Below are 24,018 nucleotides of genomic sequence, written 5' to 3'. Positions count from 1 at the left end.
ATAAACGCACACTACGACACTTTAGAGTTCAAGCTTCCGGAAATTACGACTCCGGCAATTGCTCCGGATCCAAGCCAGGCTCACCCTTGTCCGCGGCCATTCGACGGGTTGGGAAAAGTTCATGCACTTCAGCATCCACCGCCGGGTCTGGCGCGTCGGTCTTTGAATTCGCGATCTGCTCTCGCTCCATCCACCTCTGAAGTTCTCTTGATGTGGAGCGAAGAAGCTCTTGCGACTCATTTGGCAATCGACCCGCGCCGATCAAGGTCAAATCAGCTGGATTCTCGGCCTCAATATAGATGCCCAAGGTTCTGGCTGCCGCTAAGACGAGATCTCTTTGTGAAACATTGAGGGCGCGAGAAAGACCCTGGAAGGTCTCTGGATCCGGCATTCGAGTGAAGCCTTTGGTGACGAGCTTTTGTAGGGATCTACTCGTCGGCGCACCCCCTGAGAGCTTCTCAATGGCGTCGTAGCTCTTGTCGGCTTTGAGTCGCAGGACTAGTTGTTGGAAGTTTTCGGCTTGGTTGTTGTCCATGGCTTCAAGTTTTCCTTCGGTTGCTGTCGACTTCAAACGTGCCGGAGGGCATCATGCCTACCGGTAGGCGGTACTCAAAATTCTAGTTCGTGCCTACCAAATAATCGCTGGTTTCTCGCGGAAGCGGGGCATTCATTGGCCAATAACGCTTATTGGTTGTTGACATACCGCCTACCGGTAGGCAATACTGTTTTTGCAGCAGAAAACAAAAAGATGCCTACCTGGCATATTCGAAAGGATCGCAAATGTCCCCCTGGAAGCAGCGCAAACGATATGCGAAAGGAAGCTACATGCGACTCAAATCAGTCGACCTCCTGCGAGCGTTCGTTGTCACGAAAGAAGATATCGACGCCTATAGGGCAGGGAAGCCAATCGAGCAAAAGATTTCCCAAAGGCATCTTGCTGAAAAGGCCAACGTCCATCCCAGCTTTATCAACCACCTAACTTCGGGTCGCAAGAAATCCTGCGACCCACACACTGCGGAAAGCATTGCCGGGGCACTTGGCGTACCACTGAATGTAATTTTTTTGCCAGAAGAACCAACTGTCAGGCGGCAACCTAACCAGCGTCAAGCGACGCTAGCGGCCTAGAGAAAGGACACGCCGGTGACTGCACAACCAATGGCACTCGAAGACACCACATGGCGCGAAGACGCACTGGACATCGTTGAACGCTGGGCCACCCAGGGCCGGCGGTTCACTGCAGACGATCTCCGCGCCGCGATGCGACGGCCAGCGCCGCATAAGAACATGGTCGGCGCGATCTTCACCACCGCCCAGCGACGCGGATGGATCACGAAAAACGCTAACGCCATCAGCCGGGTCAAATCCCGCAACGGCGGACACCAATACGAATGGATCGGAAAGACCTGGAGGGATCACCTTGGCTAAACCAGACCCAGACCCGCTGCTCACAGTCCCGGAAACCGCTGAACGACTCCGTTCGCATCCGGAAACAGTCCGCCAGATGCTTCGCCGTGGCGACCTGGTCGGCATCAAATTCTCTTCCGCTAACCGGCACGGAACGTGGAAGATCCGTGAGTCCAGTATCGAACGGTTCCTGCGCCGGCAGGAGTACGCAGCATGAGCCGGTGGATGGAACGCAATGGTTTGAAGCTCACCAGTTTGGGGGAGCGGGTCCTGGTCAGCTTGGCCGGTTTGGGAATCGTCACCTTGTGCGGTGCCGGGTTCCTGTTTGAAGCATTCATCAACTCTCAGATTGGGGCATAGGTCATGTCGCTCGTATTCAACGAAGCATCGCATCGGTACAGGCTCGATGGAAAACCGGTCAGTGGTGCCACCACCATTTTGGGTGGCGGTATCCCGAAGCCTGCTTTGGTTTGGTGGGCGCCGGGTGTGGTCGCCAAGTTCGTTACCGACCCGGACAACGCGGGGAAGGTCTCGGAGCTGCTCGCCGGCGACCGGGACCAGTCCATCAAGTTCTTGCAGCTGCTCCCGAACAAGGAACGCGACAGTGCTGCCGAGCGTGGCACCGAGGTGCACGACCTCGCGGAGAAGCTCGCCACCACCGGTGAAGTTGACGCACCAGAGGATCTGGTCGGATTCATTGAAGGGTACTTGGACTTCCTCGACAGGTGGCAGATCACCCCCGTCCTGGTGGAAGTGGTGCTGGCGAACCGTGAGCACTGGTACTCGGGCAAGGTCGACCTCTTGGCCACGTCGCCACTGCTCATGTCCCAGGCGGACATCGATGCTGGCAAGTTGATCCAGATCGACTTGAAAACTTCCAAGGGCGTGTACATGGAAACCGCTCTGCAGACAGCAGCTTATGCCCGTGCCGAGTTCTACATGGACGGCGGCAAGGAAGTTCCCATGCCGGAAGTCATCAAGAACTTCGTTGGGCACGTCACCCCCATGGACCGTGAGGGCATCAACGCCCGGTACGAGGGTTCACCGTTGGGCACCAGCTTGTACCCGCTGGCTACGTCGCCGGCGGAGATCGACGAACACTTCCAGCAGTTCCTGCACGCCAAGGCAGTCCACGAGGACGCGAAAGCGCGGGGCAAGCAGAAGCTCGAACCCATCAACCCACCAACCGAAATGCAGGTAGCAGCATGAGCGCCTACAAGTTTGAGTGCGAAGTCCAGCACAGCAATCTTTCCCTCTACTACGAGGACGATGCGATCGCAGTCGACATGGAACCCACGGACCAGCACCCCGTTTGGGGGAAGCTCCCGAAGCTTGACCGCCCTGACTTTGAAGCCATCGTCCCTGTCGAGAACGCCGACAGCCTGGTCGCTGCCTTGCAGGACATGATCACCGAAATCCGGGCACGCCAAGCCCGAGCAGCCTAACCACCAGAAGGAGTCAAACCACAATGAGCATCCAGCCATTCAACCCCGCTGGCGAAGTCGCCACCCAGACCAACCTCCCAACCAGCACTGGCACGATCCAGCTCGCAGAGTGGGCCGCCGAACTGGGCGCCGCGCACCAGCTCGGAACCGCCCTGTGCAAGACCGCTTTCGTCCCCAAAGATTTCATGGGGAAACCGGAAGCCGCAGCAGCTGCGATCCTCGCCGGCAAGAGCCTCGGCCTTGACCCGATGAACGCACTGTCGAACATCTTCGTTGTCCACGGCCGCCCAGCCCTGTACGCCCGGACGATGACCGCGCTGGTGATGGCTCAGGGACACGAAGTGGTCCGCACGGAAGCCACCCCAGAATCTGTGACTGTGGCCGGCCGCCGCAAGGGGCAGGAACGCTGGCAGGAATTCACCTGGACTATCGACCGGGCCAAGACCGCCGGGTACACGTCGAACAGCAAGTACCAGTCCGACCCGATTGCGATGCTGACCGCGAAGGCGCAGGCAGAAGCTTGCCGAACCATCGCACCAGACGTACTGGCAGGCATGCCGTACAGCGCCGAGGAAATGGAACTGGAAGACATGGGGGAGAAGCCACCAGCTGCCGAAGCTCCCGTGAAGACTCGCAAGCTCACCCGCAAGCCTGCCGAGAAGAAGGCGGAGGCCGCGGCGCGCCCGGCGCGCCCCGCCCCGGCACCGGAGCTGGTTGCGGATGAAACCACCGGTGAAATACAGGACGACGGCCCGGCCGCGGTACTCGAAACCGACTGGGAAGCCGAACTTGCCGAGGCCAGCAGCAGCCGGGATGCACTGCTCACCCTCTGGAACCGTGCAGTAGCTGAAGGCGCACCGGCGGAAATGGTGTCCCGCATCGTCGATGCCGGATCCAAGTTCGCCTAACCGCAACACCAACCAAACCCGGTGGGTGCCCTGTCTTGGGGGCAGGGCATCCACCAACCAACTAGTAGGAGTCAACCATCATGAAAGTTATTTCGCTAACCACCACGAACTACAAGCGTGCCAAGCACGTCGAGATCAAGCCCGACCCGGACGGCAACCTGGTCATCGTTGCCGGGAAGAACGGGCAGGGCAAGTCCAGCGTCCTCGACTCGATCGCTGCGGCACTCGGTGGCGCCAATTCCAAGACCACGCCGAAGCCGATCCGCGACGGCGAAGACCGGGCCGAGATTGTTCTCGAAACTGAGGATCTCACCGTCACTCGGGTGTTCACCCCATCGGGTTCCCGCCTCACTCTAACCAGCAAGGACGGGGCGAAGTACCCGAAGGCGCAGGCGAAGCTCGACGAATTGGTCGGCAACCTGTCCATGGATCCGCTCGCGTTCACGCTCTTGGATGACAAGAAGCAGCTGGCCCAACTTCTAGATCTGGTAGACCTGCCATTCAATCCTGACCAGTTGGAAGCTGAACGCAAGCAGGTGTTCGAAGAACGCACCGCGGTGAACCGCCGGGTGAAGGAATTCGAATCCGCACTGGCCCAGTTCGGCGACCTGCCAGCGGACCTACCAACAGCTGAGGTATCCGTTTCCGGGTTGCTCAGCGAATACCACGAGGCACGAAATAAGAACGAAGTTCTTCAGCGGAGCCAGCAGTTCGTCGAATCTTTGCAAGCGCAGATCGAGCAACTGGAAGAACAGCTGGCCAAGGCCAAGAACGATCTATCTGAAGCACTGGCAGGCGTGGACCCGAACGCCAAGCCAATCGACCTCACCGCGATCCAAGCCCAGATCGATGGTGCTGAGGAAACGAACCGGCTCGTACGCAAGGCCCAGGAACGCGGTGCACTGTCCTTCCAGTTCGAGGCAGCCAAGGGCCAAGCGAACCAGCTCACCGCGAAGCTCGACCAGATCGCCAAGACCAAGGCCGACGGGCTGGCCGCCGCGCAGTTCCCAGTTCAGGGTCTCGGCTTCACCGAGGACGGCGTCACCTACCAGGGCGTCCCATTCAAGCAAGCATCCAGCGCCGAGCAGATCCGCGTGTCCATGGCCATGGCCATCGCACTGAACCCGAAGCTCAAGGTCATCCGCATCCAGGACGGCTCCCTGCTGGACACCGACAGCCTCGCCCTGATCGAGGAAACCGCGCAGGAGCACGGTTACCAGATTTGGCTCGAAGTAGTCGGCGACGACATCGAAGACGCATACACCATCATCGACGGAGAGGTGGCCGAACCATGGCTGGCGAAACTCTAATCACTGTTATCGGCAACCTGACTGCTGACCCGGAACTGCGGTTCACGCCGTCCGGCAGCGCGATAGCGAAATTCACTATCGCTAGTACTCCACGCACGTTTGACCGGCAGTCGAATGAATGGAAGGACGGCGAAGCGCTATTCCTCCGGGCCTCGGTCTGGAAGGAAGCTGCGGAGAACGTCGCCGAAACCCTGACCAAGGGCATGCGCGTAGTCGCCCAGGGCTTCTTGAAATCCCGCTCGTACGACACCAAAGAAGGCGAACGCCGAACCGTCATGGAGCTGGAAATTCAGGAGATCGGCCCGTCACTGCGCTACGCATCAGCCAAGGTCACCCGCACACAGCGGGGCAACGGCGAAGGCGCCGCCGGCCGGGCACAAAACAGCAGCTCGGGGGCCGGCTGGAACAACAGCACCGGTGGCGGGGGATGGGGCAACCCACCCGCGCAGGATCCACCGTTCTAAGCCCGTGGCAACGCTAATCGTCTGCCCACGCTGTAAACGACCTGCAGTCAACCATTCACTCCCGCATTGCAGGAAGCGTTTATGCGGGTGGCTTGTCTGCAGGAAGTGCTCTCTCACCTATGAGATCCCACCAAAGCAGTAACCCGCAGTAACACCCCGGGGTGGTCTGGCCAGCAGTCGGACCAGGCCACCCCGCACCACACCAATCTTCAGGAGAAAAAATGCCTATCGTCACCGTCTACACCACCGAGAATTGCCAGCAATGCCGCAGAACAAAGCGAGTCCTGGACAAAGCCGGGGTCGAATACGAAACCGTCCAAGCCGATGCAGCCGACAAGGTTCAGCTTGCAGATGCGATCCGCGAACGAGCAGCCGAACTCGGTGTGTCAGCGACTATGCCGTACGTGACCGTTTACGACATCCACAACACGCTGATCGCTGACTGGTTCGGCTTACAGCCCGGCAAGATCACCGACTACGCATTGGTACGAGACGCGGAGGATGCTGCGTAATGCGAACCTTCCAAGCTTTATGGCCAGTCGTGGATAGCACGATTCCATACGAAGAACTGAAGGCCGAAGCCCTCGCCGACCTGCCCAAGGTCGCACGCCGCCACGGAGTCATCACCATCGGCGAACCGAAAGTATTCGTCCGTCTAGGTAATGAGATCCCTGGTGCTGGCCCTGCAGCGCTCGTGGTTGTCGTCGAGTCGCCCGTAGTCGAAGTCCCGCCGACCCGGATCGTAGGCCACAAGTATGCGCGGGAATGCGACCGGTGCGGGGTGGAGAAAGCCGTCACTCATGGTGTTGACGAGTACTTCTGCAAGGACTGCAAGAGGTTCGTCATGGCTGACGGCTGGTTGGAGAAAGCATCGTGAGCTTCTGCAAGAAGTCTTGCTGCTGGACCCCGTTCCAGGTGTGCGCGACCAAGAAAGAATGCGGTTGCCATACGAGTGAGCGGCCGGTTTACGAGCGGCTCACATTCGAAGAAATCACTCGGGCCAACGCGGTCCTTCAGCTCAAGGGGAAACGAAATTGCTAACCATTACTGACATGTTCTGCGGTGCGGGCGGATCATCCACCGGCCTGCTAGAGATTCCCGGTGTGACCGTGAAAACGGCGATGAACCACTGGGAACGCGCCGTAGAGACTCATAGCCTGAATCACCCATCGACTGACCACGTGCTCGCGGATATCCAGGTGACTGACCCGCGCTACGTCGCATCGTCGGATATCCTTTGGGCGTCACCGGAGTGCACTAATCACTCGGTGGCCAAGGGCAGGAAGCGGATCACTAACCAGCCGGATTTGTTCGGTGATTCCATCGCTGACGAAGCAGCGGAGAAATCCCGCGCAACGATGTGGGATGTGCCTCGGTTCGCCGAACAGCACAAGTACAAGCTGATTATCACCGAGAACGTTGTGGACGCGGCAAAGTGGGTCATGTTCGACGCATGGCTGATGGCCATGAGCTCCCTCGGCTATAACCACCACATCGTTTACATGAACTCGATGCACGCCCAGCTTGGCGGACTGCCAGCCCCTCAGTCACGCGACCGCATGTACGTGATGTTCTGGCTCAAGGGCAATCCTCGCCCGGACTTCGACAAGCTACGGCCCATGGCGTACTGCCCAACCTGCGATGAAACAGTTCGGGCCATGCAGATCTTCAAGAAGCCAAACGAGCGCTGGGGGCGCTACCGGGCCCAGTACAACTACCGTTGCCCGAACTCTGCCTGCCGGAACCAGATCATCGAACCTGGCTGGCTCCCGGCAGCGCACGCCATCGACTGGTCGATTCGTGGGCAGAGGATCGGCGACCGTGCTCGACCGCTGGCGGATAAGACGATGGCGCGCATCCGGGCAGGGCTGGAAAAGTACGGACAGACCGAACCTTTCCTGTCTCTCATGCGATCCGGGCGTGCCCGAAATTACTCCACCAGTGACACTCTGCAGACCCTCACTACTGAAGGTGCCGGGCACTGCATGGTTGATCCGGTCGGTCTAGCCATCGACGCGGTACGCGGTTCGAACATCATCACCCGCACCGATGACCCTTTCGCTACCCAGACCACAAGCTATACCCGTGGCCTGCTGGTTCCAGTCGAAGGGCGCATTGGAAAGTGGGCACAAGCGTCCGATGAAGTGATGCGCACGCAGACCACCCGCAATGAAACCGGGCTGTTGACCACGCCTGGGCATCACATGTTGATGGAGTACTACGGCAACGGCGTGACCCACCCGGTATCTCGGGCGATCCCGACGATCCCCACCGTGGACCGGTTCGCCATGGTCACGACGATGCGCGGAACCGCGGAGAACCAGTTGGAGAATAGCTCCCGGCCAGCCAGTGACCCGCTAGGCACGCTCACCGCCGGCGGGAACCACCACGGACTAACCGAGTGGACTACGGAGGATATCAACCAATGCGAGTTCCGAATGCTTGAACCACACGAAATCATGGCAGGCATGGCGTTCCCCAAGACCTACCAGATGACCGGGAACAAGCGTGAGCAGGTCAAGCAGTCCGGCAACAGCGTCACCCCGCCAGCGGCCCGCGACCTCGGCACCATCGCAGTAGAAAGCCTGCTAGCAGCATGACCGCGCAACCGCATCCGCACCGTTCGCCAAGGCCTCAATGCCCAGACCCCCACTGCACGAAAGTTTGGGCACCAGACAAGCGCACAGCCAAGCAGCTGCGCGCTGAAATCATCGCGGAGAAAGGAACAGCCGCCGAACGCGTCCGATATTACGAACACGCCGGCGGCTGGCACTGGACACGAGAAATCGTAAAACCGATTTGGCAGTCCTAGAAGTCAGAATGTGTCAGGACTGCAAGCCATTCTGTGCAGATGGCGAACCATAAACAAAGAATCCGCTCAGCTCTGACGACTCAGTCATCTTGTTGTAATGGCCTTCAAATAGCGGAAGGAGTTCTTCATCGTCATCTACGCCATTCCGGTCGACTATGGCCAGCCAACGGCGCAAATCCCCAATCGTTGCCTTGTCATCAGAATCCGGGTTGTGTTCGAACTCAATGCGAATGCCAATAGCCATTCCGACTCCTAAAAGTTTGCCCAACAAAGAACTTTCATTATGACAGAACGGAGGTACAAAATGAGTGCCAAGGATGAACGGCCCTGGATCAAGCTCTCCATCGATTATCTCGACAACCCGAAGATCGACGGACTCAGTGACCAGGCGATCCTCCTGCACCTCGCCCTGATGCTCCGGGCAGCCCAGCAACGGTCGGGCGGAAAGGTGTCAGCACGAGTCGCGGAGCAACGGGGCAAGGCTGTTCTCAAGGAACTCACCGACGGGAAACTGCTCGTCAAGGAAGACCCGAAAACCTACCGGATCCACGACTACGAGAAGCATCAAACCGTGCATGAATTATCCAAAAAACGAGCCATTTCCGGTGCTCGGGGAGGTCATACGAAGAACCACAAAAACAAGGGTATTTTTGCTACAGATTGCGAGTACTGCCAAGAAGACCAGAAAGAACAAGTGAATGCCCAAGTCATTCCGGAAGAACCACCGTTCTAACTGCCTAGCAAAAGTGGCAAAATTCTAGCAAATGCCACTCTAGCTAGACGCAAAACCCCAAGTCGCCAACTAGCAAACACAGTGGCAGAACTTAAGAAGTTAAGAACCTACTTACGTAGGTGGCAAAACCTACGGACACTCTTGGTTCAGTTTAAAAGAAATGGCTAAAGAAAATCGTCGATCGTTCAGTACTTAAACGTGAGACACCAAAACGCTCGATCGAAAGGAGACACCCAAAAAATGATCACCGAACAACAAGCCATCACCCTCGCCAACCTCCTCGCCATGATCCGCCCAGGCGACTGGCGACAACAACAGCTCACTGACCTGTTCTACGAACACCGGACAACACCCCACCCATTCCGTGACATCGCCGAAGTCGCCATCCGAGCAGCCAACAACCCAGACATCAAATCACCCACCGTGATCTTCCTCGACGGCAAACACTGGAACCTCGGCAGAAACACCAAACGACCAAAAAACCCGCCATGCGAAGAACACGCAGGCGAAGACGCACACACCTGCCGCTGCTGCCAAGCAGACATCCTCCTCGGCGAAAGACCAGAAACCATGATCGGCAAACGAATCCACGCAGAAGGCAAACCCAACGCCTTCGGCGCCCAAGCCGTCAAACAAGCACTCCGGACACTCAAAAGCCCCGAGCACGCAGAAGAATACCTTCCGCAACAACCCGGGGCGTAGCCCCATTCTAAAACTTTTATTTGCAACCCACACCAACCAACAGACGGTGAACCACCGCTGCTCGGGCAGAAACCTGCCTAGGTGTGACTTTGGCGCACTGCGTGAGCGTTTCCCCGTTCAACCTCCTGAAAGGCCCTCACAATGGATTCTACGGCTTCTGAAAGTTTCACCCTCGAAATCCCCAAACTCGCCGACTGGCTCAACCTCAACCAGAAGGAACATTGGGCGCCACGAAACAAGCGTGCCCAGGCTTGGCGCCACGGTGCGCACATCATGGCCCGGCAGGCCAAGCTCCCGAAGGGCCTGCAACGGGTTCAGGTGGATGCGTACGTGTGGAAGAAAACTCGGGTGCGTTATGACCCGCACAACCTCATGCCCACACTGAAACCCGTGATCGACGGGCTGGTTGATTGCGGGCTACTGGTTGATGATTCGAGCGAGTACCTGGTCGGCCCATTTGTCCACCATGGCGGATATGGGAACGAAAAGCTCGTATTGGAAATTCGTTCGCTTGAACCGCTTACGCGTGGTTGAAATACCAACTGTTAGACGGTAGTCTGACAACCAGCAGCAGAAACACAATGATCACCCCGCCATCTGAGCGCGGGGGGGGGGGAACCATCATGTACAAGAAATCTTTGGTAGCCGTCACGGCCACCCTGGTCACGCTGGCTGGTTGCGCGCCGGCTGACCGGGTAGCGGACACGGCACCTGTCACCGCCGACGAGGTGAAGGCTGACCTGTTCGGCACCAGCCCCGAGTTCGAACAAGACTTACGCGGCTGTCTGGAAGCGCACCCGATCCCAGCAGACCACGCACCAGACCACCCAGCAGCCGCACCACTCGCCGAGTGCGTGGCCGACGTTTACGAAACTCATGCTGGAGGTGCGAAATGAGCCAGCCATCCAAAAAAGTTCAACCAACGGCCAATCCTTCAGGCAAACAGCGCCGAATGCATTCTGGCTCTGTGCCGGGTGTAGGCAGCATGGGGGTGCCAACAACCAGCACAGGACCGCACGCCACCAACCTGGACACCCTGCGCAAGATCGCAGAAGCAACTCCGGCTGGGGACTGGGAACCCCGCACCACTGGGCCTTGGCATGGTGATCATTGGTACGTCGCCAGCGGCGGCGAGCATGTTGCCATGATCGCCGCACAGGACGGGATCAACGAGGAAGAGCGCGAGCCGCTCGCCACCCACATCGCCACGTTCGACCCGCCAACCGTCCTCGCGCTCCTGTCCCGCCTCGAACAGGCTGAGCAGGCCGTCGCGAGGGTGCGGGAGGTTGTCCACGAGTACGACCCGGACTGCCTGACCTGCATGTGCAACTCGGATGGCGACTGCTGCAAGTGCACGGTCGCTGACTTCCAAGAAGCCCTGGACGATGATACCCGTGGCTGAGTGTCATGACTGCCGGTGCCCCTGGGCTCCGCCGTGCAGTGCGTGCGTGACCTGCAAGCACTTGGATGTTTCCGACTGCCCGAACGACTGCCAGACGTGCGATTACGACCACTGGCGCACTGGCCCCTACAAGCTCGCTGACGGCACATGGTCAGACGGAGTGGATCGAACAAGCAAGATCAAGCTTCACAAGTTTCATATCGACAACCCGAGTCGCCCGATTGTCATCCAGACGTGGGATCAACTGCCAGATGGTGGATATGAGTGGGTGGCCATTGAGTCGAAATACGGGGAGCCAGAGTATTTCCCCACTCACGCTGAAGCTATTGCCTACGCCGATCGTATGGCACGAACCAACCAAGGAGAAAACAAATGAGTAACCTACCAGGCAACCCGTTTGCAGAGGGGCCCGACAATTATCGGGAGACTTTACATGAATTGGGCAAATCCCACCTTGCCTACGAAATCAGCGCCGCCCTCGCCCTCGCGTACGAGCAGCGCTTGGTCACCTTGGCAACGCTGTTCAACCTCCCCGATGGCAGCGCGATTCCCGGCGTGGACTACGCCGAAGCCGCCCGACAGCTTTCTGAAGGACTGGGAATGAGGGCAGAGAAGTGAACGCCGCAGACTATGGACCACCGTGCTGCATCGGTGACTGCTGCGGCCCCGGATCCTATTGCTGCACACACCCCGAAAACGACTACCACGATCACGAGGAAACCAAATGACCGACCAGCCCCCGCTAAACCCGGACGCGCTCGAAGCGGGTGCGAAAGCGTTGTTCCTGCGTGAACGGAAGTACCACACGCCGAGCATTGAATGCCCAGAACCTCCGAACTGGGAAGACCTCACCGAAACCAGCATGGAACACTACCGGGGCAACGCACGCGCTGTCCTAGCCGTCGCCCAGCCTGTAGTGAACAGCGTGGAAGGGATCCCGGCACAGGTGCAGGTGATCAGTTGGGAAGAAGAACCAGAACACGAGTGCTGGAAGCTGGCACCTGATGAAACGTTCGTCGGATTGATCGTAAAGTCCGACCGCGCATGGTCGCCAGCGGATAAGTACACGCTGAACATCCAACGCCCGGAGGTGGACGATGCCTAGGCATGGCGAACGGGGCCTCACCTCGAAAGGTAAGACCCCGTTCTGTCGCGCAAACTACGCCTTCTTGCGTGTGATCAGTCCCCAGATAACGAGGACGATCAGCGAGCCGCCGATGGCCAGCAACCATGTAGACAGATCCCAGAATTCGTTTACTCCGACTCCGAAGATCGCGGATCCAATCCACCCGCCTACGATAGCGCCAACAACACCAAGCACCAGGGTAGCGAGCCAGCCGCCACCCTGCTCACCAGGCTTGATCGCCTTAGCGATCGCACCAGCAATAAGGCCTAAAACAATCCAACCAATGAAACCCATAACTTCCTCCTGTTGGGATCGAGTGACTTCGTTCAGCACCAGGACTGAGATGCACAAGGGAAAACACTACAGGTCGGGGCACAGGAATTACTAATCAAAAACATAGGAGATGATTCCCATGGGCGCTAATGAGAAGCACGTAGCCACCTACCACGCCGGGGAATACACGCCGGACACTGCGACCATACGAACGTTCTATACAAGCGACACTGACGGTTACCCTATTCCCGGTCGCGCTGCCCAGTTCAATCGCTGGCTTGAAACCGTCCGCGCCGAAGCGAAAGCAGAAGCGCTCAACGAGGTAGCCAACGCTTTTCAGTACAAGGCATGGAGCGAACTGATCCAAGGCAGCCTACAAGACCGGGTGCACGTCGCTCAGCCAATCACGGCATGGCTCCGTGCCCGCGCAAACCAGTACAAGGAGGAACCCGCCAATGGTCGTTAGAGTAACCGCTGAGAACCTGGGCAAAGCGATCAAACGCTACAAAGGCGACCCCACCTACGCCCCAGGGCAGGAGCGCGACGGGAAACTGATCTGCGGGGCGAAGAAGCGCGGTAAAGACGAGGCTTGCGGATCCTCCCCAGTGCCCGGTGGTGTGCGCTGTGGCAGGCACGGCGGGAACAGTCCGAAAGCGAAGGCAGCAGCAGAAGAAAGGATCGCGGAACAAGAATTGAACTACGCCATAGGCACCCTCGGCATCACCGACAAATACCCCGACATCGACCCCGCCCAAGCACTCCTGCAGGAGATCAGGATCAGCCACGCACACGTCCAATGGCTCCGCACAAAGGTCGCTGAGGTCGAACCCAACGAGCTTGTATGGGGGATAACAAAAACTGAAGCTGGTATCGGTGCCCAAGGGCCCGTGGATATGACCGTCCAGGAAGCAGGATTCAACACCTGGTACACGCTCTACACCAAGGAACGTGAGCACTTCGCAAAGCTCACCACGATGGCTTTGAAAGCCGGCATCGAACAGCGCCGCATCGAACTGGAAGAGCAGAAAGCCGAACTCGTGGTAGTCGCGCTGAAGCAGATCTTCGCACAACTGAACCTGTCCAAGCTACAAGCCGACATGCTCCCAACCATCGTCCCCAACGCCCTACGCCAACTCACCGGAGGAACACCATGAAGCGCATCTACTACCTGCCCGACACCCCGCTCAGCACCAATCCGCCAACCCTGGACGAGTTGGGTAACGCCGTCGACCTCACTGACTACGTGACCGATAGCGGCCTGAGATGCGAAGCCGGCATACGGCGTGCAGCGGAACAAATGGCCACGGCCATGGGTATCAGACCAGACGTTGCCTGTGGCTCCCTGCGGGACCTCGCTAAAGCACTCGACGCGCACGTCTTCGAGAAACCCCGGCCTCCGCAACGCCACATGAACACCAACATGAGATACCCCACCAGCGCACCAGCGTGGGCCAGTAGGAGGAAGTGACCCCATGACCACCACCCGCGAAGCCCGCCACCTATCCGGCGCAGACCTCGGCAAAACCATCGAGTTTCTCGGAAAGGAACCAGGAGATGGGCTGACCTACCGCACCAAGGGAACCATCGTCGCGATTGAACACGAAGACGACTGCGTCAGCATCGACACCGGCAATGGATACCGACTAATCCGAGCAGGCGAACCCGTCACCATCACCGGCACCGACACCCCGCCAGGCCTAAACCTCCACCGATCAGTACTTGATCAGGACGGATAGAATAAGAGCATGATTCTCGCTGATGAAATAACGTGCCAAATAGCTGATCCGAACGCGGCCAAAGTCGAACTGATCAACTGTTCAACCAGCCTCATCGACTCCGCTAAGGGACTCGAACTAATGTGGATTGCTATCGGCGCAATTGGGGCATTCGGGGCCATGCTGATCACGATATTTGTGGCGCGGTACGCGTGGAAAGCGTGGCGGACCGCTAATGACCAAATAGATCTAACCAGGACTATTGCCGTCGAGCAGCAACGGCTACCTGCACTTACTGAGTTCTTGACGGCACTGCATGCTTTAGTGGCCGTTGACTCCAAGGTGGTGGACGAAGCCAAGCTGCGTTCCGCGGCAAGTGAAGCCCGGTTCAAAGCGGAAATATGGGCTATTTCTTATGACCAACTATTCAGAGCTGGCAGCTTAGACAAAACAATCTCGTTCATTGAAAATGAGGTTATTTATACTTATGAGCTAATGGACGCTGCAATCGAAATCGGAGAAAATGGCGAGGAAGACGACGAAGGTTTCTGGAAGGTTGTCGAATCAGTAGGACGCACGACACAGGCGGAACAGATTATTCGTGTGGCCACCATGCGTCTGCATCGAGGCGAGATAGCGGAAGAATTTGCGCTTCAACTCATAGAAAGTGCGCGAAACGTTCAGTTCACCAAGGAGAAGCATGACCTGCCTAGTTTGTGAGTACACGACTGTTGAGGGTTTGTGCCTTTGCAATCATTGCGACACGAGGCTGAGGGCGGTTTTGGATCGTGTGCCTGCGACGTTGCGGACCGCGGCGGCGACGTTGGCGAATCAGGGTGTGCAGCCCCGGGTCGGGTCCGCCGGTACGTCGGCGCCTGGAGCACCGTTGAACCTGGACATGGCTGAACGTCTCGGTGAATACGAGCGTCGGTTGACCGAGCTCGCGCATTGGGTGAACGGGCGCGAGGAACCAAAGCACCTGCGGATCTTCACCACCACGTTCCACGCTGCCGAATACCTGCGCGCCATGGCACACCACCTCCGCAAACGCGAGTTCGTCGCCGACATCTACCTAGAGCTACGCGACCTTGAACGGCGCGTCATCTCAGCAGCTGACCGGCCCATCCAGAAACGCCCACTCGGGGAGTGCGGGGCACTGCTCATGGACGACGCCACCAACGTCATCACCCGATGCGCGGGTGTCGTTGAAGGCCACGAAACAGCCACCACGGGCCGCTGCCGGGAATGCCACCGAGAACACGACCTCACCCAACGCATCACCGACAGATTCGCCCAAGCATGGCACCACATCGCACCACTGAGCGTGGTCGTCCGAGCGTTGAACGATGCCGGCTACCCAATCAAGTACGAACGCGCTAAGAAATGGGCTCAACGAGGCAAGCTCCACCCACGATGCGACCTCAAATCACGACAGGAGGGCCACTCGCCAGCCGATGTTCTCATTGTTTTTCAATCCATACCGCTTAGTAAGCGGTGAAATACCAACCAGAAGTTGATTTATCGCAGTTTTGTCCCTAGGATGAAATCAAGATCGGAGCAGTGTGAGAACCCGAAGATTTGCCCATACCCCCAAAGTTGGGCAAAACCGGTGCCCAAGCTGGAATCTGCTGCAAACCGATACCGTGGCGAGTGAGACGAATACTGATCCTGTTCGATCTGACACCAAGACCCGCGCCAGCTTCGGCATCAATAACTGAATAGCCCCCAGGTGCACGAGCCCGGGGGGAGCGACTGTAGCTCGGTGGCATGAGCCCACGGCGTGAGGGCCGTGAATCGCAGGTTCGAGTCCTGCCAGTCGCACGAGGGGTAAACACACCAATGTGTGAAGGCGCCCATGAAGGCTGCGAGTAGGGAAACCTAGTCTTCAACAGCCCGAGGCCAACCTGCCCCACCAAACTTGACGGCGGCCAACAAGCCGACACAACACACATGCGACCCGCTACGCGAGGCGCACACCGCGGACAAAAAGACCGCCGTCAATGAGATGATTAACTGAAAACTGGGCTTTTTAACTGTTGAAAATTGATGCGAGTATCGCCTCGGACGACACAGCCTGACCATTGCCGGAGGAAAGATCGCGTCGCATGGCAGCGACACAGTCTCCGAATCGGCGTCTGATCAATGTCTGTTGATGTTCAGTTAGCGCAATGCTTCCTGAAGTGACTTGATGCGCTTTCATAATTTCTGATAGCTGGGCTTGCCAACAGCCAAGAGTATTGATGACTTCGGAACTTGCCCACAATGCGGCAATTGCCCTCAGCTCGCGATCTCGTTTTTTATCGTACGGTGTTGCGTCATCGTCCGAGTTAGGAAATCTGGAGAGCATTATTTGCGCCATTTCGCCATAGACTTCTTCGCGATTCTTATACTCCGCTCTCTGCCGATCCTCATCATGTTTTTCGGCCCAGGTCTCGATGCCTATAATTGCGGCAAACGAGGCAAGGCCTGTCGCGATTATCGTTGCAGCAGGGGCGATGAGGCCGATTCCTCGCTGCTCAACTATAAAGCGGATCAACGCTATGGCGAGTAGCAGCATTCCAAGCGCAATTGCCAAACAAGCTACGAGAGCTCCTGCAGATCTACGGCTTGTTTTGTCTTCAAGCCATTTCTTGATATTCAATTTCTTCACATTCGTATCTTAGGCGGTTAGCGTGCTATTGGATTGGGCGGAGTACGCGGCCCGCGCATTCGAAGTTCCCGAGCATGACTGGGGGACCCCCGGCCAGCTGGCGAAGGCTATCGAACCAACGACGCTGCAGACCCCGGCGCTGGATCTGATTGACGAGTACCTGGTCAAGGTTGAGGCGGGGGAGATTGATCGTCTGATCATCAACCTGCCGCCCCAGGAAGGCAAGTCCACCCGGGTTACGACCATCGGCCCGCTCTGGTTCCTCACCAAGAACCCGGACCGACGCATCGCCATCGTCTCCTACGCCCAAGACCTCGCAGACGAGTTCGGCCGCAACATCCGCAACCACATCATCAGCAACGACGGTGACGACGAAACCCTCGACCTCGGCCTACGCGTCGCCAAAGACAACGGTGCAGCACGACGTTGGAAACTTGACGGCACGCGCAGCGTTACCGACGACAAGGGCGTGACAAAGCAAGTACCCGTAAAGGGCGGTGTCCGGTCAGTTGGTATCCGCGGTGGCCTTACCGGTCGCGCCGTGGACGCTCTGTTCATTGACGACCCCATCAGCAACCTTGAGCAGGCCTACTCGAAAACCTACCGCGAACAAGCATGGGGGTTCTGGCAGTCAGTCGGCATCACCCGACTCGCCCCCGGCGCACCAGTAATCCTCGTGCTAACTCGTTGGCACGCTGACGACCTAGCCGGCCGCCTGCTCGCCGGTGAAGACGCTGACCGTTGGACCGTACTCAACATTCCTGCCGAAGCCGTGGAGAACGACCCACTAGACCGTAAACCCGGCGAGTGGCTCGAATCAGCACGCCAGCGCACACCGCACCAGTGGGAACAGATCAAGGTGTCTGTCGGTCCTAAAGTGTGGCAGTCCCTCTACCAGGGCAACCCGACACTGGATGACGGCGGCGTACTGCCAACTGAGTGGGCCCGCTACGAACAACCAATGTGGATCGAACACGCAGACGGCCGGCACACAGTGCCCGGCATCGACCGTGACGACCACGAGCTCATACAGTCTTGGGACCTCGCTTTCAAGGGCGAGAACACCAGCGACTACGTTGTAGGCCAAATCTGGTTACGCGTCGGCAACGTCGCCTACCTGCTCGACCAAGTCCGCCGGCGGATGAACTTCAACGAGACGTGCGACGCTATCGAAACCATGACAGCGAAGTGGCCGGAAGCTACCGCGAAACTCGTTGAAGACAAAGCCAACGGCCCCGCGGTCATGAACGCCCTGCAGAAAACAGTGATCGGGCTGATCCCAGTCGAACCAGTCGGTTCGAAATACGCTCGCGTGTCAGCTGTCAGCCCGTTGGCGTTCTCCAAGAACATCGTGCTCCCAGCAACCAGCTTGTGTCCTTGGGTGGAACACTTCACCCAAGAAGCCCTGTCCTTCCCTGCAGGCGCCAACGATGACCAGCTGGACACCATGTCCCAAGCAGTGAATCAGTTGCTCCTGCACCGAATCGACGGGCTGGGGGATGACATTGTGCAGCCGGATGAATATGACCAACTCGAAAGCGATGGATACTATCTGTCGCCCTACTAGGAATGGTGGTGCCGTGTGGATCTGAACCTCGAAGATTGGGCGCCACTAGCCGAAGCTGACACAACCGAGCGCGTCCCTGTAGGCACCGTGTCCTCGTTGGAGCACAAGCTAGAAACCTTGACTGAGTCCATGGCCCAGCTGTCATTGGCTCGTGAAGATGCTGGTTGGGAACGGATCCTGCAGGACGGGCAACGCGAACTCACGCCGGAGGCGCGCCGCCGCAATGCTGAGCTGTGCCGTGTGTATGCGATCGCTAACCCGCTGATCAAGCGTGGCCTGGAACTGCGTGCAGCGTACGTTTTCGGGCAGGGCGTTGGCACCACAGCTACCGGTGAACGCGTGAACGACCTCGTGCAGACTTGGTTGGATGACCCGGAAGTACGGGAAGTGTTCGCCGGATCCGAAGCACAGGCACGCAACGAACTCGCTTTGGGCACTGATGGCAACGTGTTCTTCGCACTGTTCACCAACCCACTTACCGGACGTGTGAAGCCCCGTGTGATCCCGTTCGAGGAAATCCAAGAGCAGATCACCGACCCGGAAGATTCCCTGTCTGTCCGCTACTACAAGCGGGTCTGGAACCGACGCGACGCATCCGGCATAGAGCAAGAGGTCACCACGTACCACCCTCGGTACGACTACCGCCCGCAGATGCGCCAACGCCGATACGGGGCCACCCCGAACAGTGTCGGCCACGACATCATCTGGGATGCACCGATCTACCACATCAAGGTCAACGCCCTCACCGGCTGGCAATACGGCATCGGCGACGCATTCGCCGCGCTGCCGTGGGCCCGCGGGTACAAGGAGTTCCTTGAAGCGTGGGCGATCATGATGAACGCCTTGTCCAAGATCGTTTGGCAGCGCGTCGGCAAGGGCGGGAAGCGTACCGCGGCGGCTGGTCGTCGTGAGCTGGAAAAGGTTGCCGGCATGGCACCTGGTGGTGGTGTGAACGCCACCGATGATACGAAACTCGAAGCGGTCCCGAAGACCGGCGCCACCATCGACTCTGACTCTGCGAAACCACTGGCAGCCATGGTCGCCACCGCGTTGGGCATTCCAGTGACCATGTTGCTGGCGGATCCCGGCCAGACCGGTGCCCGTGCCGTGGCGGAGACGTTGGACTTCCCGACCACGCTGACGATGCAAGGTCGCCAAGAGGTTTGGCGTGAAGCGCGCCGGCAGATCCTCGGCTACGTCATCGACCAGGCAGTCATCGCCCCGCGTGGTGTGCTGCGTGGCCAAGGCAGGACGGTGCGTGACGGCGACCGGCTCCAAACGGTGCTCACCAAAGAAGACGACCGGACGCTCACCATCGCGTTCCCGGACATCACCAAGGTTGATCCGAAAACCATGATGGACGCTTTGGAGAAGGCCGACGGGCACATCCCGCCACTGCTGTTGGCTGAGATGATCATGCGCGCCCTGGGCGTGCGTGACGTTGACGAGTGGCTGGAAGAGATGATCGACGAGGAAGGCAACTTCCTCGACCCTCTCGTGGCGGCCGGGCAGGCCGCGGCTGACGCGTACCGGGCTGGACAAGAATAGGCGGTGATTGTCGGTGGCTGTCACAGATGAAACCCTGCTGATAGCCGCCGACACCCGCCGTCGCCTCCAACGGATGACCGACGAGCAAGCCGTCGCACTCACCAAGGCTTGGGTAGATGCCTGGGATACGCTCACCCCGTTGTTCAACGAAGCGTTGCTGGACTTGCTGCAGGGCGCTCCTGACCGGTTGCCCCGTGCAGTAGTCGCACGCAACCGGAAACTGCAGGCAGCGCTTAGGCAAGCGCGCACCGTGCTGAATGAACTCACCCGGGGCGCTAACGAAGTCATCGAGAACAGTTTGGCTGATGCAGTGCTGGACGCGGTGCAATCGCATGAAGCAGTCCTGCGCTCCCAACTGCCGCCACAAGCGGCTGGCGTCGGTTTGGAGCTGGACGCACCAGCACCGGACGCGTTAGATGCGATCGTTTTGCGCACAACCCAGCAGATCCACTCGGCAACACGGCCACTGGCCGGCTGGGTGGCCGCTGCGATGCGTAAAGAGTTGGTCCGCGGCATCGTCGTGGGGGACAACCCCCGCGAGGTTGCCCGCAAACTGATCCGCGCAACCGAGGGACACTTCAACGGTGGACTAGCCCGGGCTACACGGATCGCACGCACTGAAATGCTCGATGCCCACCGGAACGGGTCGCTCACCTCCGCGAAGCAGAACAAAGACCTGCTGACCGGCTGGAAATGGCAATGCACCCTGGACCGGCGCACCTGCCCATCCTGCCTGTCCAAGCACGGCACCCTGTACCCGGTTGATGACTTCGGCCCAGAGGATCACCAGAATGGGCGCTGCGCACGCATCGACATCACCAAGTCGTGGAAAGAGCTCGGGTTCAACATTGAAGAACCAGCCGACGCGTTCCCCGACGCCCGAGCTTGGTACGACGGGCTGACCGACGACTCGAAACTATCGATCATGGGCCCCACCAGGATGCAGCTGCTCAACGACGGCAAGATCGGCTGGGAAGACCTCGCAACCCTCCGCACCGCAGACGGCTGGCGCGACTCCTACATCCAAACACCGGTGAAAGACCTGCTAGGTGCCGTCGCTGGCTGACGGCCAGTACTCGACAGTCTCGCACCACTTGCACACCACAGACATGGAACCACCCGTAGGACGCAAGAAAACGCGTCCCACCTTCCACTCATGGCCAGGGCAAGCGCCCGGCTCGCCCGGGGTGTCATTCGCGTCGTCAGCACTCATGGACACCAGTTTAGGAGATCCACCAGATGAAACACATCCGCGAATCCGCGACAGCTACCCGGCGCGGCCCCGGCCGTATCCTGCTGACCCTGATCAGCCCCGGCCAAGGATCCAGCGGCGACTACACGCCCGAAGTACTGGCAACGGCTGCAGCTGAGTGTGCGTTCCCTCGTGGCACATTGGGCATGATCGACCACGACACCCCAACCGAGATGATGGAACGCCCCGAAGGTTCCCTGCGGAACCTCGCGATCGTCCTTGAAGAAGACGCATACGTTGGCGAAGGCGGGGCACTGCAGGCAGAAGCCAAAGTCGCTTCCGCGTGGCGTGACCTCGTAGACGACTTCCACGAGCACATCGGTGCCAGCATCTTCGCCAGCGCTGAAATCAGCGTGAACGAATCCGGACAGAAGATCGTGGAACGCATTATCCCCAACCCTTTCAACAGGGCAGACCTCGTGACCGTAGCAGGTCGCGGCGGGAAGATCGAGCAAGTCCTCGAAGCTGCCAAGGTCATTGAGTCACGGTCCATCATCGCCGAAGCCACCGCCAGCGACATCCGCATGTGGCTGCAAGCCACCATCCGCGGATCCCACGACGACTACGCATGGGTCGCTGACCACGATGACACCTACGTCTACTACGAAATCGGTGACAAGTACTTCCGGCAAGCCTACGAGCTGACCGGTGTCAACGTCACCCTCTCCGGGGAACCTGTAGAGGTTCGCCGACGGGTCGAATACGACCCCGTCATTCTCCCCGCCACTCCGGCCGGGGTAACCGAAAACAAGAAGGAGGATGCCACCATGGCAACCACCCAGATTGAGGAAGCGGAACTGACCCAGCTCCGCGAGTCCGCCGGCCGGGCCACCGCGCTGGAAGCAGAACTGCAGGCCGAAAAGGACGCACGAGCCAAGGAAGCCGCAGAGCGCGCAACCGAAGCCGCTGCGAACCGGGTCAAGGAAGCCAAGCGCATCGTCGCCGAAGCTTTCGGTGAAGACGCACCAGCGCTCTACACCCGCCTCGCAGAATCCGTCGCAACCCCAGAGGACTTCGACGCAGACAAGTTCCGCGCCGAAGTCACTGAGGCGGCAGCCAAGTCCGAAGCCGACCAGGGCGCAGGCACCCCACGAGGCATGGGAACCTACACCCCACGCGCCACCGAATCCAAGAAGATCAGCGACGACGAACTGATCGCCGCCCTGCACGGAAAGGCCTAAACCATGGCTCTGAACCAGCGCTACCCCAACGCACTGCACATCGCACTGCCAGTACCATCCGGCACCAAATCCGGCGAACCAGTCCAGATCGGCCGCATCTCCGGTGTCGCCCAGATCGACCGCCAGGAAGACGGCAACGCCACCGTATGGCTCGACGGCTCCTGGGACATCGAAGTCACCGGTGCCATCACCAACGTAGGCGACCCCGTCTACATCACCAGCGACCGAAAGCTCGACGCAACCGCCACCGGCAACACCCCATGGGGCGTCGCCTTGGCCACCAAGACCGCCACCGCGGCCCCGTTGGAAGTCGTTCCGTTCGGCTACACCGCTCCTGCTCCGGCCGGCGCCTAAGAAAGGAAGTCACACACCATGACTATTGAACTAGCACGTGAAGGCTTCCGCGCCGCACCTACTGAGGAAGAGCGCGTCTTTGAAGCCGCCAAGCTGTTCGGCGAAGGACGCAACCCCGCGAACTTCTCCCGCCAGAACACCCTGATGGAAGCGTTCACCACTTCCGACTTCCCGAAGCTGCTCGGTGCCGCTTTCGAGAAGGAAGCGATGGGTGCTCAGAAGGACGCGGTCAAGGAATACGACCTGTTCGCGTTCGAGAAGAACCTGTCCGACTTCCGTCCGAAGAAGATGGTCGACCTGTTCGGCAACGAGTACTTCGAAGACGTGAAGGAAGGCGAAGAGTACAAGGGCGGCAAGCTGGCCGAGACTGACGTCGAGATCAAGACCGGCAAGACCGGTAAGAACTTCGGCCTCACCTGGGAGCTGCAGCTGTCCCGCGACTTCTCCGACCTCGCTGACTTCCCGAAGGTACTCGGCAACGCCGCGGTGAACACCGAGAACCGCAAGATCTACGAGGTACTCGTAGGATCGACCGGTTTGAAGACCGGCTTCTTCGGCACCGTGGACACCAAGCCACTCACCGCTGAGAACATGATCGCCGCCATCGAGGGCATGTCGCTGAAGGAGAACCACCGCAAGGAACTGGTCGACGTCAGCACCATCGTTCTCGTGGTAGGCCCGGGCCTGGCCATGCGTGCACGCCAGATCCTCAACGCGGAGAAGATCGTCCGCAAGGTCGACGACGGTGCCGGCAACGTCACCGAGACCGAGGAAACCAACCCGTTCCGCGGTCTGGTGCAGCTGCAGGTATCCCGCGAGTTCATCAACCTGAACGGCGCGGCCACCAAGAACACCAGCTGGGCGCTCCTGCCGGGCAAGGCTACCGCTAACCCGGCTGTGGTCAAGACCGGCCTGATCGGTCACGAGAACGTGGATATCCGCGTGAAGCGTGACCAGGGCGAGCGCGTCGGCGGTGGCCAGGTGCCAGTGAACGACGGTTCGTTCAACGACGACACCATCTGGTTCCGTGGCCGCCACGTAACCGGTGGCGCCAAGGGCTTCACCGTAGCCGTCTACGGCTCCAAGGGCGCTTAGCCCAAACCCGTAGGGCTGAGGGGCACCACCATCGGTGATGCCCCTCAGCTATACCCAAAACTTTCGAAGAGGTGGTC

36 protein-coding genes and 1 tRNA gene are annotated in these 24,018 nt (G+C 59.0%); 32 read left to right on the top strand and 5 right to left on the bottom strand.

Features of this window, described 5'->3' with window-relative positions; translation table 11 throughout:
* Positions 1-43 precede the first annotated feature (43 nt).
* The gene (locus CQ012_RS02510; RefSeq protein WP_105661357.1) at positions 44-535 is read right to left on the bottom strand and encodes a hypothetical protein; all 492 of its coding nucleotides are present in this window, start codon (positions 533-535) and stop codon (positions 44-46) included.
* Between the two features lie 245 nt (positions 536-780).
* Between CQ012_RS02510 and CQ012_RS02505 the strand changes: the two genes are divergently transcribed.
* From CQ012_RS02505 to CQ012_RS02460, 12 genes are all read left to right on the top strand, one after another.
* Positions 781-1,125 (top strand): helix-turn-helix domain-containing protein, encoded by a 345-nt coding sequence (locus tag CQ012_RS02505; protein WP_105661356.1) that lies wholly within the window; start codon positions 781-783, stop codon positions 1,123-1,125.
* 15 nt (positions 1,126-1,140) lie between these two features.
* Positions 1,141-1,425 (top strand): hypothetical protein, encoded by a 285-nt coding sequence (locus CQ012_RS17555; protein WP_181149003.1) that lies wholly within the window; start codon positions 1,141-1,143, stop codon positions 1,423-1,425.
* Positions 1,418-1,621 (top strand): helix-turn-helix domain-containing protein, encoded by a 204-nt coding sequence (locus CQ012_RS17550; RefSeq protein WP_181149002.1) that lies wholly within the window; start codon positions 1,418-1,420, stop codon positions 1,619-1,621. The genes CQ012_RS17555 and CQ012_RS17550 overlap by 8 nt, the downstream gene beginning before the upstream one ends.
* Complete coding sequence (locus tag CQ012_RS17545) at positions 1,618-1,764, top strand: hypothetical protein (protein WP_181149001.1); 147 nt, start codon at positions 1,618-1,620, stop codon at positions 1,762-1,764. Before CQ012_RS17550 ends, CQ012_RS17545 begins: the two co-directional genes overlap by 4 nt.
* 3 nt (positions 1,765-1,767) lie before the next feature.
* On the top strand, positions 1,768-2,613 hold the full coding sequence (locus CQ012_RS02495) for a hypothetical protein (RefSeq protein ID WP_105661354.1): 846 nt from the start codon (positions 1,768-1,770) through the stop codon (positions 2,611-2,613).
* Positions 2,610-2,849 (top strand): hypothetical protein, encoded by a 240-nt coding sequence (locus CQ012_RS02490; RefSeq protein WP_105661353.1) that lies wholly within the window; start codon positions 2,610-2,612, stop codon positions 2,847-2,849. The genes CQ012_RS02495 and CQ012_RS02490 overlap by 4 nt, the downstream gene beginning before the upstream one ends.
* A 23-nt stretch (positions 2,850-2,872) precedes the next feature.
* The gene (locus tag CQ012_RS02485) at positions 2,873-3,757 is read left to right on the top strand and encodes a hypothetical protein (RefSeq protein ID WP_105661352.1); all 885 of its coding nucleotides are present in this window, start codon (positions 2,873-2,875) and stop codon (positions 3,755-3,757) included.
* An 80-nt stretch (positions 3,758-3,837) separates the two neighbouring features.
* On the top strand, positions 3,838-5,067 hold the full coding sequence (locus CQ012_RS02480) for an AAA family ATPase (RefSeq protein WP_105661351.1): 1,230 nt from the start codon (positions 3,838-3,840) through the stop codon (positions 5,065-5,067).
* Positions 5,049-5,531, top strand: a complete 483-nt coding sequence (locus tag CQ012_RS02475; protein ID WP_105661350.1) for a single-stranded DNA-binding protein — start codon at positions 5,049-5,051, stop codon at positions 5,529-5,531. The genes CQ012_RS02480 and CQ012_RS02475 overlap by 19 nt, the downstream gene beginning before the upstream one ends.
* Before the next feature lie 221 nt (positions 5,532-5,752).
* Entirely contained in the window at positions 5,753-6,043 is a 291-nt protein-coding gene (locus CQ012_RS02470) for a glutaredoxin family protein (protein ID WP_146112898.1), read from the top strand.
* Between the two features lie 29 nt (positions 6,044-6,072).
* The gene (locus tag CQ012_RS02465) at positions 6,073-6,408 is read left to right on the top strand and encodes a hypothetical protein (RefSeq protein WP_146112897.1); all 336 of its coding nucleotides are present in this window, start codon (positions 6,073-6,075) and stop codon (positions 6,406-6,408) included.
* 157 nt (positions 6,409-6,565) lie between these two features.
* The gene (locus CQ012_RS02460) at positions 6,566-8,131 is read left to right on the top strand and encodes a DNA cytosine methyltransferase (protein ID WP_286134555.1); all 1,566 of its coding nucleotides are present in this window, start codon (positions 6,566-6,568) and stop codon (positions 8,129-8,131) included.
* A 225-nt stretch (positions 8,132-8,356) separates the two neighbouring features.
* Here the strand turns inward: CQ012_RS02460 and CQ012_RS02455 are convergent, their stop codons facing one another.
* The gene (locus CQ012_RS02455) at positions 8,357-8,587 is read right to left on the bottom strand and encodes a hypothetical protein (protein ID WP_105661347.1); all 231 of its coding nucleotides are present in this window, start codon (positions 8,585-8,587) and stop codon (positions 8,357-8,359) included.
* Between the two features lie 60 nt (positions 8,588-8,647).
* Between CQ012_RS02455 and CQ012_RS02450 the strand changes: the two genes are divergently transcribed.
* From CQ012_RS02450 to CQ012_RS02415, 7 genes are all read left to right on the top strand, one after another.
* Positions 8,648-9,076, top strand: coding sequence for a hypothetical protein (locus CQ012_RS02450; protein WP_105661346.1), 429 nt, complete (start codon positions 8,648-8,650; stop codon positions 9,074-9,076).
* A gap of 240 nt (positions 9,077-9,316) precedes the next feature.
* Positions 9,317-9,778 (top strand): hypothetical protein, encoded by a 462-nt coding sequence (locus CQ012_RS02445; protein WP_105661345.1) that lies wholly within the window; start codon positions 9,317-9,319, stop codon positions 9,776-9,778.
* A 141-nt stretch (positions 9,779-9,919) separates the two neighbouring features.
* Positions 9,920-10,312, top strand: a complete 393-nt coding sequence (locus CQ012_RS02440; protein WP_105661344.1) for a RusA family crossover junction endodeoxyribonuclease — start codon at positions 9,920-9,922, stop codon at positions 10,310-10,312.
* A gap of 89 nt (positions 10,313-10,401) precedes the next feature.
* On the top strand, positions 10,402-10,674 hold the full coding sequence (locus tag CQ012_RS02435) for a hypothetical protein (RefSeq protein WP_146112896.1): 273 nt from the start codon (positions 10,402-10,404) through the stop codon (positions 10,672-10,674).
* Between the two features lie 95 nt (positions 10,675-10,769).
* Positions 10,770-11,180, top strand: coding sequence for an ead/Ea22-like family protein (locus CQ012_RS02430; RefSeq protein WP_181149000.1), 411 nt, complete (start codon positions 10,770-10,772; stop codon positions 11,178-11,180).
* 372 nt (positions 11,181-11,552) lie between these two features.
* The gene (locus CQ012_RS02420; protein WP_105661340.1) at positions 11,553-11,798 is read left to right on the top strand and encodes a hypothetical protein; all 246 of its coding nucleotides are present in this window, start codon (positions 11,553-11,555) and stop codon (positions 11,796-11,798) included.
* A gap of 106 nt (positions 11,799-11,904) precedes the next feature.
* Positions 11,905-12,285, top strand: a complete 381-nt coding sequence (locus CQ012_RS02415) for a hypothetical protein (RefSeq protein WP_105661339.1) — start codon at positions 11,905-11,907, stop codon at positions 12,283-12,285.
* A gap of 54 nt (positions 12,286-12,339) precedes the next feature.
* On the opposite strand, the gene CQ012_RS02410 is transcribed toward CQ012_RS02415, so the two are convergent.
* The gene (locus CQ012_RS02410; protein ID WP_105661338.1) at positions 12,340-12,600 is read right to left on the bottom strand and encodes a GlsB/YeaQ/YmgE family stress response membrane protein; all 261 of its coding nucleotides are present in this window, start codon (positions 12,598-12,600) and stop codon (positions 12,340-12,342) included.
* Positions 12,601-12,718: 118 nt separating this feature from the next.
* Here CQ012_RS02410 and CQ012_RS02405 point away from each other — a divergent pair, with 118 nt between their 5' ends.
* The 7 genes from CQ012_RS02405 to CQ012_RS02375 all read left to right on the top strand — a co-directional run bounded on the left by CQ012_RS02405 (position 12,719) and on the right by CQ012_RS02375 (position 16,115).
* Positions 12,719-13,045: a hypothetical protein gene (locus CQ012_RS02405; protein WP_146112894.1), complete on the top strand. Its 327-nt coding sequence runs from the start codon at positions 12,719-12,721 to the stop codon at positions 13,043-13,045.
* Complete coding sequence (locus tag CQ012_RS02400) at positions 13,035-13,733, top strand: hypothetical protein (RefSeq protein WP_105661336.1); 699 nt, start codon at positions 13,035-13,037, stop codon at positions 13,731-13,733. Before CQ012_RS02405 ends, CQ012_RS02400 begins: the two co-directional genes overlap by 11 nt.
* Positions 13,730-14,047 carry a hypothetical protein gene (locus CQ012_RS02395; RefSeq protein ID WP_105661335.1) on the top strand — a complete coding sequence of 106 codons (318 nt, stop codon included), beginning with the start codon at positions 13,730-13,732 and terminating at the stop codon, positions 14,045-14,047. Before CQ012_RS02400 ends, CQ012_RS02395 begins: the two co-directional genes overlap by 4 nt.
* Positions 14,048-14,051: 4 nt before the next feature.
* Positions 14,052-14,315 carry a hypothetical protein gene (locus CQ012_RS02390; RefSeq protein ID WP_105661334.1) on the top strand — a complete coding sequence of 88 codons (264 nt, stop codon included), beginning with the start codon at positions 14,052-14,054 and terminating at the stop codon, positions 14,313-14,315.
* Between the two features lie 9 nt (positions 14,316-14,324).
* A complete protein-coding gene (locus CQ012_RS02385; RefSeq protein ID WP_105661333.1) occupies positions 14,325-15,014 on the top strand; it encodes a hypothetical protein in 690 nt (229 codons plus the stop codon).
* Positions 15,015-15,192: 178 nt separating this feature from the next.
* Positions 15,193-15,792 (top strand): hypothetical protein, encoded by a 600-nt coding sequence (locus CQ012_RS02380; RefSeq protein ID WP_146112893.1) that lies wholly within the window; start codon positions 15,193-15,195, stop codon positions 15,790-15,792.
* Between the two features lie 250 nt (positions 15,793-16,042).
* Positions 16,043-16,115: transfer RNA gene (locus CQ012_RS02375), tRNA-His, on the top strand.
* A gap of 208 nt (positions 16,116-16,323) precedes the next feature.
* Here CQ012_RS02375 and CQ012_RS02370 read toward each other — a convergent pair.
* Entirely contained in the window at positions 16,324-16,944 is a 621-nt protein-coding gene (locus CQ012_RS02370; RefSeq protein WP_146112892.1) for a hypothetical protein, read from the bottom strand.
* 22 nt (positions 16,945-16,966) lie between these two features.
* Between CQ012_RS02370 and terL the strand changes: the two genes are divergently transcribed.
* From terL to CQ012_RS02355, 3 genes are read left to right on the top strand one after another with little or no spacing between them, the layout of a single operon-like run.
* Complete coding sequence (terL, locus tag CQ012_RS02365) at positions 16,967-18,511, top strand: phage terminase large subunit (RefSeq protein WP_105661330.1); 1,545 nt, start codon at positions 16,967-16,969, stop codon at positions 18,509-18,511.
* A gap of 15 nt (positions 18,512-18,526) precedes the next feature.
* Positions 18,527-20,059, top strand: a complete 1,533-nt coding sequence (locus tag CQ012_RS02360; RefSeq protein WP_105661329.1) for a hypothetical protein — start codon at positions 18,527-18,529, stop codon at positions 20,057-20,059.
* Between the two features lie 13 nt (positions 20,060-20,072).
* Entirely contained in the window at positions 20,073-21,125 is a 1,053-nt protein-coding gene (locus CQ012_RS02355; RefSeq protein ID WP_105661564.1) for a phage minor head protein, read from the top strand.
* On the opposite strand, the gene CQ012_RS17540 is transcribed toward CQ012_RS02355, so the two are convergent.
* Complete coding sequence (locus tag CQ012_RS17540; protein WP_181148999.1) at positions 21,105-21,272, bottom strand: hypothetical protein; 168 nt, start codon at positions 21,270-21,272, stop codon at positions 21,105-21,107. The genes CQ012_RS02355 and CQ012_RS17540 overlap by 21 nt on opposite strands.
* Before the next feature lie 26 nt (positions 21,273-21,298).
* Between CQ012_RS17540 and CQ012_RS02350 the strand changes: the two genes are divergently transcribed.
* Genes CQ012_RS02350 through CQ012_RS02340 form a run of 3 tightly spaced genes read left to right on the top strand, consistent with a single transcriptional unit; the run spans position 21,299 to position 23,941 of the window.
* Entirely contained in the window at positions 21,299-22,492 is a 1,194-nt protein-coding gene (locus tag CQ012_RS02350) for a hypothetical protein (protein WP_105661328.1), read from the top strand.
* 3 nt (positions 22,493-22,495) lie between these two features.
* Complete coding sequence (locus tag CQ012_RS02345) at positions 22,496-22,846, top strand: DUF2190 family protein (protein ID WP_105661327.1); 351 nt, start codon at positions 22,496-22,498, stop codon at positions 22,844-22,846.
* A gap of 18 nt (positions 22,847-22,864) precedes the next feature.
* Positions 22,865-23,941, top strand: coding sequence for a phage major capsid protein (locus CQ012_RS02340; protein ID WP_105661326.1), 1,077 nt, complete (start codon positions 22,865-22,867; stop codon positions 23,939-23,941).
* The last annotated feature ends 77 nt before the right edge of the window (positions 23,942-24,018 follow it).

This window comes from Arthrobacter sp. MYb214 (assembly GCF_002979865.1).
GTDB lineage: Bacteria > Actinomycetota > Actinomycetes > Actinomycetales > Micrococcaceae > Glutamicibacter.
Note: the sequence above shows the minus strand (reverse complement) of the source record. Positions and strands in the feature narration are given on the sequence as shown.

What these genes read in the sequence shown, in the direction of transcription:
- CQ012_RS02510 (WP_105661357.1), bottom strand. Translation starts at nt 535, where the DNA reads ATGGACAACAACCAAGCCGAAAACTTCCAACAACTAGTCCTGCGACTC.
- CQ012_RS02505 (WP_105661356.1), top strand. Translation starts at nt 781, where the DNA reads ATGTCCCCCTGGAAGCAGCGCAAACGATATGCGAAAGGAAGCTACATG.
- CQ012_RS17545 (WP_181149001.1), top strand. Translation starts at nt 1,618, where the DNA reads ATGAGCCGGTGGATGGAACGCAATGGTTTGAAGCTCACCAGTTTGGGG.
- CQ012_RS02495 (WP_105661354.1), top strand. Translation starts at nt 1,768, where the DNA reads ATGTCGCTCGTATTCAACGAAGCATCGCATCGGTACAGGCTCGATGGA.
- CQ012_RS02490 (WP_105661353.1), top strand. Translation starts at nt 2,610, where the DNA reads ATGAGCGCCTACAAGTTTGAGTGCGAAGTCCAGCACAGCAATCTTTCC.
- CQ012_RS02485 (WP_105661352.1), top strand. Translation starts at nt 2,873, where the DNA reads ATGAGCATCCAGCCATTCAACCCCGCTGGCGAAGTCGCCACCCAGACC.
- CQ012_RS02480 (WP_105661351.1), top strand. Translation starts at nt 3,838, where the DNA reads ATGAAAGTTATTTCGCTAACCACCACGAACTACAAGCGTGCCAAGCAC.
- CQ012_RS02475 (WP_105661350.1), top strand. Translation starts at nt 5,049, where the DNA reads ATGGCTGGCGAAACTCTAATCACTGTTATCGGCAACCTGACTGCTGAC.
- CQ012_RS02470 (WP_146112898.1), top strand. Translation starts at nt 5,753, where the DNA reads ATGCCTATCGTCACCGTCTACACCACCGAGAATTGCCAGCAATGCCGC.
- CQ012_RS02455 (WP_105661347.1), bottom strand. Translation starts at nt 8,587, where the DNA reads ATGGCTATTGGCATTCGCATTGAGTTCGAACACAACCCGGATTCTGAT.
- CQ012_RS02450 (WP_105661346.1), top strand. Translation starts at nt 8,648, where the DNA reads ATGAGTGCCAAGGATGAACGGCCCTGGATCAAGCTCTCCATCGATTAT.
- CQ012_RS02445 (WP_105661345.1), top strand. Translation starts at nt 9,317, where the DNA reads ATGATCACCGAACAACAAGCCATCACCCTCGCCAACCTCCTCGCCATG.
- CQ012_RS02440 (WP_105661344.1), top strand. Translation starts at nt 9,920, where the DNA reads ATGGATTCTACGGCTTCTGAAAGTTTCACCCTCGAAATCCCCAAACTC.
- CQ012_RS02435 (WP_146112896.1), top strand. Translation starts at nt 10,402, where the DNA reads ATGTACAAGAAATCTTTGGTAGCCGTCACGGCCACCCTGGTCACGCTG.
- CQ012_RS02420 (WP_105661340.1), top strand. Translation starts at nt 11,553, where the DNA reads ATGAGTAACCTACCAGGCAACCCGTTTGCAGAGGGGCCCGACAATTAT.
- CQ012_RS02415 (WP_105661339.1), top strand. Translation starts at nt 11,905, where the DNA reads ATGACCGACCAGCCCCCGCTAAACCCGGACGCGCTCGAAGCGGGTGCG.
- CQ012_RS02410 (WP_105661338.1), bottom strand. Translation starts at nt 12,600, where the DNA reads ATGGGTTTCATTGGTTGGATTGTTTTAGGCCTTATTGCTGGTGCGATC.
- CQ012_RS02405 (WP_146112894.1), top strand. Translation starts at nt 12,719, where the DNA reads ATGGGCGCTAATGAGAAGCACGTAGCCACCTACCACGCCGGGGAATAC.
- CQ012_RS02400 (WP_105661336.1), top strand. Translation starts at nt 13,035, where the DNA reads ATGGTCGTTAGAGTAACCGCTGAGAACCTGGGCAAAGCGATCAAACGC.
- CQ012_RS02395 (WP_105661335.1), top strand. Translation starts at nt 13,730, where the DNA reads ATGAAGCGCATCTACTACCTGCCCGACACCCCGCTCAGCACCAATCCG.
- CQ012_RS02390 (WP_105661334.1), top strand. Translation starts at nt 14,052, where the DNA reads ATGACCACCACCCGCGAAGCCCGCCACCTATCCGGCGCAGACCTCGGC.
- CQ012_RS02385 (WP_105661333.1), top strand. Translation starts at nt 14,325, where the DNA reads ATGATTCTCGCTGATGAAATAACGTGCCAAATAGCTGATCCGAACGCG.
- CQ012_RS02380 (WP_146112893.1), top strand. Translation starts at nt 15,193, where the DNA reads ATGGCTGAACGTCTCGGTGAATACGAGCGTCGGTTGACCGAGCTCGCG.
- CQ012_RS17540 (WP_181148999.1), bottom strand. Translation starts at nt 21,272, where the DNA reads ATGAGTGCTGACGACGCGAATGACACCCCGGGCGAGCCGGGCGCTTGC.
- CQ012_RS02350 (WP_105661328.1), top strand. Translation starts at nt 21,299, where the DNA reads ATGAAACACATCCGCGAATCCGCGACAGCTACCCGGCGCGGCCCCGGC.
- CQ012_RS02345 (WP_105661327.1), top strand. Translation starts at nt 22,496, where the DNA reads ATGGCTCTGAACCAGCGCTACCCCAACGCACTGCACATCGCACTGCCA.
- CQ012_RS02340 (WP_105661326.1), top strand. Translation starts at nt 22,865, where the DNA reads ATGACTATTGAACTAGCACGTGAAGGCTTCCGCGCCGCACCTACTGAG.